This window comes from Echinicola sediminis (genome assembly GCF_054777495.1).
In genome coordinates this window covers 1-14808 of the sequence record NZ_BAAHAP010000052.1, presented here as the reverse complement: position 1 = coordinate 14808, position 14808 = coordinate 1, and the positions used below count along the sequence as shown (strand labels likewise).

Annotated in this window: 6 protein-coding genes; 1 reads left to right on the top strand and 5 read right to left on the bottom strand. The window is 42.2% G+C overall.

Annotated features, from left to right (window positions below; genetic code table 11):
• Positions 1 to 6: 6 nt before the first annotated feature.
• The 4 genes from ACYVAA_RS13865 to ACYVAA_RS13850 form a co-directional block, all read right to left on the bottom strand.
• Entirely contained in the window at positions 7 to 3345 is a 3339-nt protein-coding gene (locus ACYVAA_RS13865; protein ID WP_460542689.1) for an alpha-L-fucosidase, read from the bottom strand.
• A 123-nt stretch (positions 3346 to 3468) separates the two neighbouring features.
• Positions 3469 to 5067: a cellulase family glycosylhydrolase gene (locus tag ACYVAA_RS13860; RefSeq protein WP_460542687.1), complete on the bottom strand. Its 1599-nt coding sequence runs from the start codon at positions 5065 to 5067 to the stop codon at positions 3469 to 3471.
• A 136-nt stretch (positions 5068 to 5203) separates the two neighbouring features.
• Entirely contained in the window at positions 5204 to 6919 is a 1716-nt protein-coding gene (locus ACYVAA_RS13855; protein WP_460542685.1) for a RagB/SusD family nutrient uptake outer membrane protein, read from the bottom strand.
• Between the two features lie 20 nt (positions 6920 to 6939).
• Positions 6940 to 10005 (bottom strand): SusC/RagA family TonB-linked outer membrane protein, encoded by a 3066-nt coding sequence (locus ACYVAA_RS13850; RefSeq protein WP_460542683.1) that lies wholly within the window; start codon positions 10003 to 10005, stop codon positions 6940 to 6942.
• Positions 10006 to 10238: 233 nt separating this feature from the next.
• Here ACYVAA_RS13850 and ACYVAA_RS13845 point away from each other — a divergent pair, with 233 nt between their 5' ends.
• Positions 10239 to 14213: a hybrid sensor histidine kinase/response regulator transcription factor gene (locus tag ACYVAA_RS13845; RefSeq protein WP_460542680.1), complete on the top strand. Its 3975-nt coding sequence runs from the start codon at positions 10239 to 10241 to the stop codon at positions 14211 to 14213.
• A 241-nt stretch (positions 14214 to 14454) separates the two neighbouring features.
• On the opposite strand, the gene ACYVAA_RS13840 is transcribed toward ACYVAA_RS13845, so the two are convergent.
• A complete protein-coding gene (locus tag ACYVAA_RS13840; RefSeq protein ID WP_460542678.1) occupies positions 14455 to 14760 on the bottom strand; it encodes a terpene synthase family protein in 306 nt (101 codons plus the stop codon).
• Between the last annotated feature and the right edge of the window lie 48 nt (positions 14761 to 14808).

The window sequence follows — 14808 nt, the reverse complement described above, 5'->3', positions numbered from 1 at the left end:
ATTGTCTCAAGGATTATGGATAATTGGCTTTAATTCAATGATTTCAGGCATAGTACTAAGTTCCTCCATGTAATCATAGAATTTCTGTGGTAGTTCTCCATCGGAGTTTGGCCCTACATTGATGAGAAAATTCCCGCCAAGTGAACGTGTTTTTATTAACAGGTCTTTTACTTCTACAGGAGTGAGACGAAATGGTGAGTATCCCCAATGTGAATTCCAGGAAGTGGTGTATTCCCACCATCGGTCTTGACCTGATTCAGCTTCCTTCCATTCTACGGTAGCAAAATCTCCTACACCGAAATATTCCATTTGTGTATCAGGGGCTCGGATTTTATTCCATCTGTCATTGATGACTATTCCCGGTTGAATGGATCGTATCCAGTTGATCATTCCCAAGGTATAGTGTTCGGTTTCCATTTCTGGCCAATAAAATCCGTCAAACCAAAGCAAATCTATTTTTCCATAGTTTGTCAATAATTCCTCAAGTTGGGCGATAGTATATCGTAACCATGTATGATATCTCTCTTGATTCGTGATAGGACTGAAGTTTGGATATTTTCCCCTCATATGATAATTAAAGTCAAAGTCCATGACCGGATATTCTGGGAAATGCCAATCCTGTTGGGAGAAGTAAAAACCTACTTTAAGTCCATGCTTTCTGCAGGCTTTGACGTATTCGTCTACCAAATCCATTTGGTCGGGAAATTTTGTTCTAATATTAAAATCGCCGTATTTCGATGGCCACAGGGCAAAGCCGTCATGATGTTTGACTGTCAATACCATATAGGACATTCCCGCTTTTTTAGCGGCTTTGGCAATTTTTTCTGGATTCCAGTTTTTGGGGTTAAAGGTGTTTACCAATTGAAAATAATTTTGAGGATTGTCAAATCTTGATTCATATCCGTAAGGGTAACCTTTAATCATGGCCCAGGATGGTTGAGACCCTGTTATGCTGTGTATTCCCCAATGCATAAACAAACCCCAGGCACCTACCCCAAACCATTTAGCATCTGGATGGGGATTTGGAAAAATAAGCGGCTCAGAGGGTTTTTCAATTACCTCAGATAAGACCTTGTTTATTTTAGGCGAATTGATAATGTATTCACTTTGATGGCGTGATTTTTCTTTAATTGATGATGGATAAATTCTTCCATCCTTTGCTACTTCTGTTTTCCTAAAGGGGGTTTCCTTAAGTCCCATTTTGTTAAAGGGGATATCCTCAAACTCGGGTATTGAATCAAATACCGCTGAGTTCTTTTTGAGGTTATAATTTAAATTTTTTGAATCCACAAACCCCGGGTCAGATGTTGCTGTCCAGTTGTTCTCCCAAACAGTGGTTTCAAACGTTTTATCAACCAGCTTTTGATTCTTGTAAAAGACATTTTGGGAGATGACATTGCTTGGTAGCTCAGGCCGATCGTTCCAGAAGTTTTTTAATTCTGGGTAGTATGCGCTGTAGGGAGGTTCTTCAATATGGACGGCCGATAATCGTTTTTCAAAAATCCCCCCTTTATCCAGTACCGATTTTGCCCAGTTGCTGTTCCGGTCATCAATATGGAAGACCAGGGAATTGTCCACGAAAATATTGTTGAATATTTTATTGTATTTGCCTCCCCCAATCAGGAAGACTCCTCCTTTACCTGCTTTTCTAAATACATTGCCATAGGCAATATTTCCGGAGGCCCCATCATCATAATATATGGTCCATGTGGAATGTGTAGTAGGACTGATGCCTATATTATGGAAATAATTATAGCGGACCACATTGTTGAATTCGGAAGGATCTCTACCTAAATAGTAGGCTCCCTGGTCATCACCGTCCATCATTACATGATGGACTTCGTTGTATTCGATCACGTGATTGTTCCCATGGAGATAAATAGCGGTACCGGGGGCATCGTGGATCAAACAGTTCTTTACGATGTTGCCCACCCCGTCAATATTTACAGCAGCCTTGTACGTCCTGTCCAGGCGGTTGAAGCGATAAATATGGCAATTACTCACCATGTTATTGGCGGCTATTAGGCTTTTTCTATCACCTCCACCCAAGATGATCCCCCCAGCACCTGTATCGTAAATGTCGCAGCTTTCGATTAAATGGTTCTTGCCCGCTTTGCGGTTGAATAGGGTGTTATCATATAGATGGGCGTACAAACTACCGATCAGATGGCTTTTGGGTTCACCGGTGAAGGTGTGCTGTGCCAGGGTGTCGGCCTCAATTCCCTGCCCGATATTGATGGCCACTGTTCCTAAATTCCTGAAAACACTGTTTTTTATGGTAATGCTTTCTCCTCCCTCTATATAAATACCCATTCCTCGACTGTTCTCCACGGTAATTCCTGAGACGGTGATATGGCTGGCATCAATAAATGATAACAAGGGGGCTTCCAGGGAGGATAGCTGAATTTTTTCAATTTCCTCCACCGGAATGGCCGGGTAGAAGTACAGTTTTTGGTTACTTTGATCAATAAAATACTCCCCTGGTAGATCTATTTCTTCCAAAAGGTTGATGGCAAAGTAGGTGTTGAAGGGCCGTTGATTGCCTACACCATATAGGTGGGGCAAGGCCAGCTCGAAAGTCTTGTTTTTTTGATCAATCTTGGACACTGGAATGGCATCATCTGCATATCCCCATTGAAAAAAACCGGAGAGGTAGACATCTTGGGCCTGGGCCCAATTTTTTGGACGTTCCGTGTTCCATTTAAAGATAGCGCCTTTATTGCTGAAGTCCCCATGCCTGGGGACAGAGCCGGGAGAGAGTACCTGGCCTATTTTAATATTATCCTCTCCAGGGTTTGGCCATCTGGCAATTTGCTGGGCTGTTTCATTGACAAAGAGTTCGTTTGGAGCGGGGATATAAGGCCTGTTAAAACCCCTTGGTCCAAATTTTCCATATTCCAAAGAAAAGGAAGTTAAATCCATCTCCACTACCTTGCCTCTGGCAGATTTGGGAAGCCGTTGCAAGATGTTCTTGTCCGTAACGGTTTTGATTAAAGTGGAAGGTACCGTGATTCCCCCGGAAAAAAACACTTTTTCACCAGGGTAGGCAGCAATCAGAAAAGGCTGTCCCTTCGTACCGGAATGTGATGGAGTGATATCCTGGGTTTGCTCAAAACGATAGGTCCCTTCCCTTAAAATTATTTTATCAATGCGGTCGGGATGTAGGGCTTTTCTTCTAAGGGCTTCCTTTAAAGAATTTATGGGGGAATCCTTTTTACCCAATGAACTGTCATCCCCTGATGGTGAAACATAGAGGGTTTCAGGAAGTACCGTTTGGGCAAAGGAAATGTTTGCAATCAGGAAGAATGCAATGAATAGAAAACTATAGGTTACTTTAAATTTCATGTATAGTCAGTTTGGACAATTGGTTTCCATTGTATTGATGATTCAGTATCCATATTCATCCTTCAATAGGAAATTATTTTTTGCCGTTATAGAAGGTGTTTGGTTTAGTTGAATTATAGTTCGTTATGATGGTTGTTTCATGGATATAATCAGGTCTATTCTGTTTGCCTTATTGGAGCTGGCCACCATTAACCAACCCGCCTTGGAATTCTGGCTTGGGAAAAGCTTGTAATTAAGCTCTTGTATCTCTTCTTCTGGAATCAGGGAAAGATCTGGAAAGTAAATGAGGGTAGGGGCATTTATGTTTTCCTTTTCCTCCCAGCTCATTTTAAAGGAAGAATTTTTGTGATCATAGGAATAGGCAATTAACTCTCCGTTTACACAGACAGGGTAAGGACGGTGAAGGGCTTTTTTGAAATGTGCTAGATTTTCTGTCCCCGGATCATATGACCAATAGGCATTGGAAAAACGGTGTTTTTCTATTTCCCCAACAGCATGCCTGGCCACTGGGATAATGGTTTCTCCAGCTCCATAATAGGCGCCCCATTCCCCTAACCAAACGGGCATTCCCAATCGTTGGCCGGTAAGTTTTATTCTTTCCATAATGAATTCTACCCTGGCCGATGAGGCTTCTTCCGCACGGTCGGTGTCGACGACCAGGTCATAGCCATGGGGAGCGTAGGCTACTAAAGGATCCGGTTCTCCATTGGGTAGTCTTGTTCTTTGAATACTGCTTTTCACCCCCATATTTCCAAAATAGGTGTGCTCTAAAAAGAGTATTTTGTTCTGATCTACTTTTCGGATGGCATCGCTGATTTTCTGATAGAAAGGCTGCAGCTGCTTTTCTTCAAAATCAGCTGTAATGGGATAAAGGGCATCGATGACCTGTGCAAAATTCTTTTTGGTGTTTAGGTCATGCAGTGCTTTTGTTCTATTTTCTTCACTGCCCCATATTTCCAGTAATTGTTCCTCAGATAAGGCTTTACCGGTGTTTTGGTAGAGGAGTTGTGCATAGGCCCCCAGCATAGCCGGTACGGCATTTTGGGCAATACTGCCTGGAAAGGGTTCATTCATCAGATCATAACCAATGACGTTAGGGGTATTTTTGTACCTTTCTGCAAGCAGTTGCCATAATTCTGCATAGTGGTCCTGAAGACCTTTTCCATCCTCTGCAGGGGTGTTGTTCCAGAAGTTGTCGAAGGAACGTTGTACTGCAGGGCTAAGGAGATAAGCGTCACTCCAAACATCACCGGTGATATGGGGTAAATTATCATCCAAAGTAGCCCATTCGGGTGCTCCATCTGAGTATTTGACACTGTACAAGTCTTGGTGCATGTCTAAAATGACAAAAACACCATTATCGGCCGCCCATTGGATCCGCTTATCAATTTCCGCGAGGTAGGCTTCATTATATTGGTCTGGCTGGGGTTCCAGCCCATCCCAAATCAAAATGAAACGGATGCAGTTAAATCCCCATTCCCTTAGTTGCTTATAAAACTCCGGTCCTGCCTGAAAAAGGTAGTTTTCCTGCTTTGATTTACTGACCACATTGATACCGTTGAGAAGTACTTCTCTTCCAAGCTCATCGATGAATTTCCCGTTCTCTATTTGGATGGTTTGGGGAAACATTTTGTCCAACTTAACAGCGGACTGCTTACAGGAACCAATGAAAGTGAAAGTAATTAGGAGTAATAGATGATATTTTATTACAGGGTGTTTCATAACAGGGTTTTAGAGGTATAACAGTTTCATTATCTTACTCTAAGTTAATAAATGCTTATGAAAGTGGGACCTTGCCAGCTGCACAAATACGTTGGTAAAATGTGCATGTCCTGTGGACATGCACATTGATTGAATATCAGTATCCTTTGTTTTGCTCAATGGGACGCTCCAAATTGGCATCGATAAAGGACTGTGGTATGGGAAGCAGATTATTTTCCGGTCTGATGGTTTTGGAAGAACTTGCCCTACCGTATTTGGCGGTTCTTTCATGGTTTTTTCCTAACCTACAAAGGGTGACCAATCTGAATTCTTCTCCAAACAATTCTCTGGCCCTTTCATCCAAAATATAATCAATGTTTACCTCGTTGGAAGAGATCAAAGGAGCACTGGCCCTTCCTCTTACCGCATTGATGTCTGCTGCTGCTAAGTCATTGTTACCTGCCTTGTGGTAAGCTTCGGCTCTGATGAGATAGGTTTCTGCTAACCTGGCGGCATAGAAGTCTCTGACGTAGCCACCGTCAGGGATTCCATCAAGGTGCTTGTCTGTTCCAAATTTCCATATTTTGGGATAGAATCTCTGCATGGTGTCACTCTGGGTAGTCAACCACTCTTTTTTAATTTCATCCCCAGGCTTTAACGATACGGTTATTTCTTCCCCGTTAGCCAGTGTGACCTGAGTGGTATAGGTGGTGTCCTTATCCGTCTGTACACCGTTCTCTATTACTTTTGGGGCATAGTATTTACGCTGAATATTAGTTTCATTATTTCTAATATCATTTCCGCTATCCTTCCATAGGGTATATAGCCAAAAGTCAGTAGGCCTGATAAAAGCAACTCCTCTTCCTGTCCAGTCCCGGGCAGGTCCAGCATATCCAAATTTATTGGCAGCCCAATAGGAAGGCCACATAGAGCGCTCGATCAATGGCCTTCCGAAAATATTCGTGCCCCCAGGTAGGTCCTTTTCAAACTGGACCGACCATATAGATTCCGTATTTCCCTGTTGAAAGTCCTGGTTTCCCATTCGGAACAGGTCCCAAAAAACATCTTTATTGGGTTCGCTTCCCCTGGTTCCGAAACGGTTTTGCATCAGGGCGTATGGCCCATCCGTACCATCAATTACCCTTGATGCGGCTTCGCTGGCTTTTGTATATAAACTGCTGTTGCCGGACTCATCAGCCAAAGCAATGTACATCTCCGCCAAGAAATGGTCTGCCGCGGCCCTAACAATCCTTCCTGGTTCATTCGTGCTCAAAGGAAGGTGCTGTGCAGCGAATTCCAGGTCCTCTACCACAAATTCATATACTTCCTGCCTGCTGGCCCTTTCAAAATCCAGCTTAGGACTGGTAATGGGCTCCCTGTTTATGGGAACCCCTCCATAAAGATGACCTAGCATCCGGTAAGCAAAGCCCCGGAAGAACCTTACTTCTGCTTGGATTTCCAATCGCTGTTCTTCTGATGTAAAGGCTTCAGGATTATTGTTACTTTCAAACAACAAATTATTGGCGTCCTTTATAATGGAATAACAGCGATTAAAAAAAGTATTTACCTCTCCGGTTTGTGGATTGACCTGGTTCCAGTCATTATAGATAATATCGTCTGAAGCTAGGTTTACATTATTGATCATAATGTCTGTTCCCACTCCCTTAATCACATAATCGGTATATCCGTCACCCGAATTATAAAACTGTCTGAAAACTCTGTAAAATTCATTGGTGCCTGCCTTGAACTGGGAATAATTAGTGAAGGCATTGCTCGTGGTCAGGCGGTCTCTTGGGGTTTCCTCAAGAAATCCATCATCATTACAGGCCATTAAGGCACCGCACATCATCAATATATATATGGTCTTTTTCATTGTATGCTAAATTGGGTTGATTAAAACGAAATATTGGCACCGATATTAATGCTTCCCATTCCTGGTAAGCCGTACGAGTAGTAGGTGGTGGCGTTTTCAGGATCCAGTCCGATCCAATCGGATAAAGTAAGCAGGTTTTTACCCGATATATAAAACTTTGCCCTGGTAATGGGACCTAGTTTTTCGAGCGTCTTTTGATCCAGGGAATAACTCAGGGAGACATCCTGGAGCCTCAGGAAAGAATGGTCCTGCCAGAATTGATACCCATAAGGGTTTCCATAGGTGGGTCGGGGCACTTCGGTGCTTGGCCGTTCAGGTGTCCAATAAGGTCTGTCCACCCAATTGAAATTGGTTGGTAAAATGGGTACATATGCCCTTAAGTTGTTGGCCATGTACCAATTGTTCTTTCCTCCCCCGGCAGTGTAAAAGAAACTGAAATAAAGTTCAAAATTCTTATAGCTAAAGGTGTTGGCCAAATTGAGGTTGAAGTTTGGCTTGGAATACCCAATGATAGAACGGTCATCCGGGGTGATTTTACCATCAGGAACGCCTTCAGGCCCACTTATATCCTTGAACTTTGCATCCCCGGGGGCACCTCCATATTGCTCCAGGTATTCCGTATCTGACTCCTGAACAATTCCGTCAAAGGTATAGTCGTATATGGCACCCAACGATTTGCCGATAAACCATCCATTGCCTCTATCATCATCTTCCTTTCCATCTCCATCACTATCTATTCCATAAAGGCTTTTAATCTCATTGCGGTTTAAAAAGAAAGTGACGGCACTGTTCCACCTAAAGTCTTTACTTTGAACGTTTACCGTGTTAAGTGCGATTTCCAAACCCTTATTATGTACCTTACCCAAGTTGGTATTCACACTGGAAAAGCCAGTGGTCACAGGAAGCCTACGGTTCAGCAGTAGATCTGTGGTGTTGGAAATGTAATAATCCACTGATCCGTTCAGCCTCGATGTAAACAACTCGAAATCCAAACCAAAGTTAAAGGATGTGGTGGTCTCCCAGCTCAGCGTTTGGTTGGAAAGGCTGGACTGGTAGATGGTCTGCATGGTTTGCTGCCCGAAAATCATGGAATTCACTCCAATGCTGGCCAAGGTAGAATAGGCACCGATGGACGGATTTCCATTTTCTCCGTAGGTCGTTCTCAATTTGAGGTAATCGACGGCACCGATAGTGTTTTTAAAGAAGTTTTCTTCACTGATGGTCCAAGCTAATCCCCCGGAAAAGAAATTTCCATACTTATTATTCGCACTGAAGGCAGAATAGCCATCTCTTCTGGCCGTGAAAGAAGCAGAATATCGGTCATTGTAGACATAATTGATCCTACCCATATAAGCCAATTGCTGTAATTCGCTCAATCCTGTTCCTCCGCCCCTTTTACTGTTTACCCCCAGCTCCAATGCATTGACACCCAAAACCGTCGTGCCTGCTTCTGAAAAGTCCGTTGCCGAGAAGGACAGTCCTTTGCTGGTCCTTTTTTGGCGTTCTGCCAATAGGGTCACGTCCAAGCGGTGAAGGTTATTGAAATTACGGTTGTAATTGATCAAATGGTTGATCAGCCAATTATCCGTTTTTGAAATGGAAGAATTTCCATTGGCCTGATTCAGGTACCTCTGTGGATTGCGCAGTTCTTCTTCTTTTAGGGTGTTGACATAATAAAATTCCCTGACAAAGTTTTCTCGGAATGTTTCGGACCTGCCCAAATTTAGCCTGAAATCATAGGAAAGGCCTTCTACCCAAGGAGCTTTAACAGAAATCCTACCGGTACCTCTATAGGAGTTGGTTTTGTCCAAATTATGGTTTTGAAGGGACCAAAGGGGACTGCCAACAGAGGTCTGACTTTGTGGGAAGCGCTCTATCTGATGTTCAAAACCAGAGATAGTCACATTTTTATAGCCAAAAGGTCCTGCTGCACTGGCCATATAGAAATCTGCCGCATTGCCGGAACGGTCCTCAAAGCCGGTTCTCACGTCAAACCCAAAGGAAAGCCATTCATTGACCTCTGAATTGACCTTGGCCAGGAAGTTTGCCCTGTTATATTTGTCCCCAAGAACCACCCCATCTTGGTCAAGGTATGATCCGGAAATATAATAGTCCATTTTTTCTGAGCCTCCAGAAACACTCATCTGATAATTACTCATGATTCCAGATTGCGCAATTTCATCATACCAGTCGATGGACTTCCCTGACCTATAAGCCTCAGCTTCTTTGGGGTACAACACGTAATCCAGATTGTTTAAATCCGCTTCAGAAGCTCCGTTGGCCCTGAGCACATCTTTTCGGAATGTAAGGTAGTCCTCTCCTTTAAGGACATCAGGTTTATTGGTCCAAAACTGGGTGCCCGTGTAAGTGGAGAAGTTGAACTTCGGTTTTCCTGTATTCCCTTTTTTAGTGGTTACCACAATTACACCATTAGCAGAATTGGCTCCATATACTGCTGCAGAGCCAGCGTCTTTCAAAACATCTATGGAGGCGATATCGCCCGGGTTGATCTCACTCAAGGATCCATTATAGATAACACCGTCCACGACTAGCAAGGGACTGTTGCTGGCCAAGAGCGAGTTTTGCCCACGAATCAAAATATTGGGCTGCTGACCGGCACCTGTGGGGTTTCCTATGCTAAGACCGGGAAGGGAACCTTTCAATGCGGAGAGTGCGTTGACATTGGCCACATTCTGGATGGGAGAATCCTCCAGTTTGAGGCTGGTGATGGACCCCGTCAAATCTTTCTTTTGCGAGGTACCATAACCAATGACCACTACCTCTTCCAAGCCCATGGCATTGGGGTCCATGGAAATGGTCAGCTCATTTTGATTGACGACCTTTACTTCTTTGGTTTGATAACCTATAAAAGAAAAGATCAGCGAGGCCTCCTTATTCACAGCTAAACTGAACTTACCATCCAGATCGGTAACGGTACCATTGGTAGATCCCTTTTCCAGAATAGAAACCCCAGGCATGCCAGAGGACGATTCGTCCAGTACCTGGCCATGGATCTGAAGTTGTTGTGCGGTTATACTGCCGTATAACAAAATAAGCACTAACGATAATGTAAATTGTTTGATCATGGTGTATAATTTTGGTTGATTGATAATTGATCAAAACAAAATTATTTTTCAGCGATATATGGCTGTATAATAAATTCCTGAATGATTGTAAGAGATTCGGAGCGATATCACATATTCGGTAAATGCTAATACATTTTCGGAATTTGTATGCTTACTTCCGCTTCTGTCCATATATTGGAGTTATGACAAGTAAGGGGATCATACAATGTTGCTTATGCCTTTTGTGGCTATCAATGAATGTTCTGTGGGTAAGTGCTAAGGATCAACAATATATTTTTGAACAGTTTACTTTTGAAGATGGCTTACCGAAGAATTCGATAGATTATATCACGGAAGGAAAGGACGGTTTTCTCTATATATGTACACCCAACGGTTTGGGCGTATTTAATGGATATACATTTAAAAATTATAACACTGAAAATACGCCTGGTTTTAGCAATGTCATCACTTTTGCCCACCCGATAAATGGTTCCCTAACCCTGGGGACCATGGATAAGGGGCTTTTTGTTTTTGACCGCCTTTTGGAACAGATAAAACCCCTGAAAACCAAAGGGCCCAGGCAACAATTTTTCAACAATATCCGGACAGCGTACCAAGAAAATGAGTCATTCTTATGGTTAGCAGGGGGAGAAGGAGCGGTGTTGCGGCTGGATTTGACTTCTGTGGAAAAAAATAAAGAAGGTAACTATGCCGCAGGTGCAACAGCTTTTCCGCTTCCAACGCTAAATTATATTAATGCCTTGGAGGAGTTTGAGGGCTATTTGGTGTGTGGTACGAACGGAGCGAAACTGTATGGGATCAAGCTCGGAATGGTAAACCCTGCATTTGAGGAACTAAAGGATTTGGGTAAGATTTCAGATGATATTATCAGTCTTTATCATGATGGAGATGAACTGGTGGTCGGAACCAATAACGGTGTTTATTTTTTGGAAGACCTGCGAGAACAAAGTGATATAAATAGTAGAAGCTTGTTAACGGGGGAAGCGATTCAAAGTATTGAAAGCTACCAGGGTGATTTATGGTTAGGAACAAGGGAAAGGGGGCTTTTTAAGCTAAGTAATCGGGACGGCCAATGGAATTTAAAGAAATTTGAATATGATCCCTTGAAGAGGGAAAACCTTAATTCCAATGCAGTGCTCTCCTTATTTATCGATAAAAAAGATAATCTGTGGGTAGGTACCTGGTACGGAGGCTTAAATAAAGTGAAGTTGCAAAAATCTTTTTTTCAATATGCCTATAACCGTTCAGATGAAAATGACCTTTTGAAGAATACATTATGGTGCATAGAGCATTTTAAGGAAGGAAAATATTTTTTAGGTACGTATACCAACGGACTGAACCTGTACGATGAAAAGTCCAATACTTTTGGGAAATTACCTTTGCTGCCTGATGTGGAGACCATCAGCAGCTTACTCTATGACAGTAATTCCAATATATTGGTGGTGGGGACCTGGGGAAATGGGATCAAGTTGATCAATACGGTCAATTGGACCCCAATAGCTTTTCATTATGATCACCGGGATAGTGATTTAGACAGGGATAGGGTTTATGCTTTGGAGTCCGATGGCAAAGGAAAAGTTTGGGTAGGAGGAGTCCAGTCAGGTCTGCATAAACTTGATCTATCCTCGAAAAGAATAGAGGAAGTGGAAATTTTTAAAGACAAAAAGGTCGATGTCCGGGCAGTTTACAAAGACCGGGATACCGGAAAATTATGGCTGGGTACATTTAGGTCCGGTATTTACGTCCTCCAAACCGGGGATCAACCAGGCCCATTAACGCCTGAAAAAGTAAACTTAGGTGATGTGGAGGTGGACAATTATGGTGTCTTTTCAATCAATAAACTGGAGGGTGAAATGGTCTTTACCACCGGTAATGGAGTATACAGGAGAAAGGGTCCCAATAAAGTGGCTAAGTTTATCCCCGAGCTGGAAGGAATCAAGTGCACCCAAATCCTTCAAGATCAAAACGGCTTTATCTGGATACCTACCTATAATGGCTTATACAAGTACAATCCAACCAATAAAAAGCTGTATAATTTTTTTCCAGAGAGAGAGTGTAAAATGTTGGTTTTTAGTAAAGATCATAAAACACTATACGCTACAACGAATAAAGGACTGTTGGCCTTTAATCCCAGTGAACGAATGGAGGAGGAAAATGCCCCAAAAATAGTTTTTTCTGATTTGCGAATTTTTGATGACAAAGTAGTCCCGGGAAGTGAATTTCAGGGAGAAATGCTATTGGATAAAAGCATTGACCATGTGGATGAGCTGGTCTTGCCCCATTTTGCCAATGTGTTTTCAATAAATGTTAATGCCCTGGACCTGTCCGGATCTCAACAAATAAAAACCCTATATCAATTGGAAGGGGTAGATAAAGGCTGGAATGAGCGAAAAGGAAATGAGCAAACAATAATTTATACGAATTTGCCAGCAGGGGAATATCTCTTGTCGGTTAAATATGAAAGTACCCTTGACGAATGGGAACCAGTATTTAGACAACTCAAAATCATCAAGAAAACGCCATGGTGGTTCAGTCCTTGGGCATATTTTATGTACTTTTTATTTGTGGTCATTATTGTCTATGTGGTTGTGAGGGATGTGAGAAGCCGGGTTCGGATAAAAAATGAACTGAAACTCGAGAAGTACAAGTATGAGCAGAACCAAGCGTTGAATGTTCAGAAATTGGCCTTTTTCACCAATATTTCCCATGATTTAAAAACCCCATTAAGTCTCATTTTAAATCCAGTTGAAAAGTTATTGGAAGAAAGAGAAGACAGTTTAAGTGATGTGGCTGCTTTAAAAATGATCCAGCGTAACGCACTTCACCTTCTTAGAATGATCAATCAGATCCTTGATTTTAGAAGGGTAGAAGGCGCTACTTACCAGCTCAATCTTCATAAAATAGATTTAAATTCATTTTTGGAAAATATTACCGCCCAGTTTTCCGAAGCAGTGGACAGAAAACACATTGAACTGGAAAAGGATTTGCCCAATCATCCTGTATGGATAGCGGGAGATCCTGATAAATTGGAGTCCATTGTTTTTAACCTGATTTCAAATAGCTTAAAATTTACCCGAAAATATGGTGAGATACATGTTCGCCTTGTAGAAAGAAAACAGGAGAACACCGTAGTACTGGAAGTGGAAGATACCGGTGTTGGAATAAGTAAAGAGGACTTGCCGCATGTGTTTGACCGCTTTTACAAAAACAGATTGAAAAATAATGAGGAAGGAACCGGCATCGGTCTGGCCATTGTGAAAAAGTATACCGAATTGCATCAAGGTAGTATTAACATAGCTAGTCAATTGGACAAAGGAACTGTCTTTACCGTTAGGATTCCGGAAACAATAGGAGAGACCCCTATAGATAATCTCCCTGTTTTTACCTCTTTTAAAGAGGATGCAATAGCGCATATTCCTGAAAGCATCCCATCAAAAGACACTGGAAAATCCAAGACCAAACAAACCATTCTCATTATTGACGATAATGAGGACATGAGGTTACATCTTAGTGAATTGTTCAAAGACAAGTATGGCATCTATCTGGCCTTGGATGGTGAAGATGGGCTGAACATGGCCAAGCGAAAAAATCCCGATCTCATCATCAGTGACGTTATGATGCCCGGAATAGATGGGTATGAGGTTTGTGCGTATATAAAATCTTCGGTTGCCACTTCCCATATTCCGGTGATACTATTGACTGCAAAGGGGCACCAACAATCCAAAATAGAAGGATTGAACAAAGGTGCTGACGCTTTTATCGAAAAACCCTTCAGCACTACTTTATTGAAAACTACGGTAGAAAATTTACTGGAGTATCGACAAAAACTAAAAATAAAATATTCTCTCGCAGACATCACTTCATCAGAAGAGGTTCCATCAATCGATGAGGCCTTTATGAAGAAATTTATGGAGCAAGTGGAAACCAATATACACGATCCTTATTTTTCTGTACAACAGATGGCGGAAAAACTCCACCTTACCCATGATCAGCTTTACAGGAAGATAAAATCCCTGACCGGAATGACGGTGAACAAATTCATTCGATCAATAAGGTTAAAGAAAGCTGCCAAATTACTTAAAAGCGGAGATTATCAGGTGGCTGAAATTGTTGGTATGGTAGGCTTTAACAGCCCTTCTTATTTTACCAAATGTTTCAAAGAAACCTATGGGGTATTGCCAAGCGATTATAGTGATCAATCACACTAGTGATTAAACAGCACTTTAATACCGTTAGGGCTTGGACTGCCCATAAATTGTGGTGCGGGAATAGGAAATCATTTGCCCCCATAAGGGAATACTATCAGCCGCCCGAAATAAGAGATTGCTATATTTCCTTCAAGCATCTTTTGTGCATTTACCAATGCAGGGTAAAGCATTATGATTGCGATGAGCAGGTTTTTCATGGGACTATAGATTGATATACGGACATGTTATTTGGAACACCCAACTAAGGAGAATATCTATTTGTATCTTCTTTCACCCAAAATTCCATTCCCAGCAACATCCGATGGATAGCAAGTATCAATTCATGTTTTTGCTGCTTGTTGCCGACGTTTAAATGAAGGATACTTTGCAGTTGGTTGTTCAAAACCGTTTTGAGAAAAGATAAACGGCTTTGGATGCGGTCAATTGCCTGTTCTCGGGGAATACCGTATTGCATTTCCTGCAGTAAAACCAAATTATGAAAGTCTCCATCTCTTTCCTCTTTATCATAGGAGGATAAATCATTGGAGTAGCAGATCAAGTCCTGCAATGGTCACATAAGGAGCCCTGAGACTGATGGGCTTTTCCAACTGGATGA

Coding starts and splice junctions, on each gene's coding strand:
- ACYVAA_RS13865 (WP_460542689.1), bottom strand. CDS start 3,345: ATGAAATTTAAAGTAACCTATAGTTTTCTATTCATTGCATTCTTCCTG.
- ACYVAA_RS13860 (WP_460542687.1), bottom strand. CDS start 5,067: ATGAAACACCCTGTAATAAAATATCATCTATTACTCCTAATTACTTTC.
- ACYVAA_RS13855 (WP_460542685.1), bottom strand. CDS start 6,919: ATGAAAAAGACCATATATATATTGATGATGTGCGGTGCCTTAATGGCC.
- ACYVAA_RS13850 (WP_460542683.1), bottom strand. CDS start 10,005: ATGATCAAACAATTTACATTATCGTTAGTGCTTATTTTGTTATACGGC.
- ACYVAA_RS13845 (WP_460542680.1), top strand. CDS start 10,239: ATGAATGTTCTGTGGGTAAGTGCTAAGGATCAACAATATATTTTTGAA.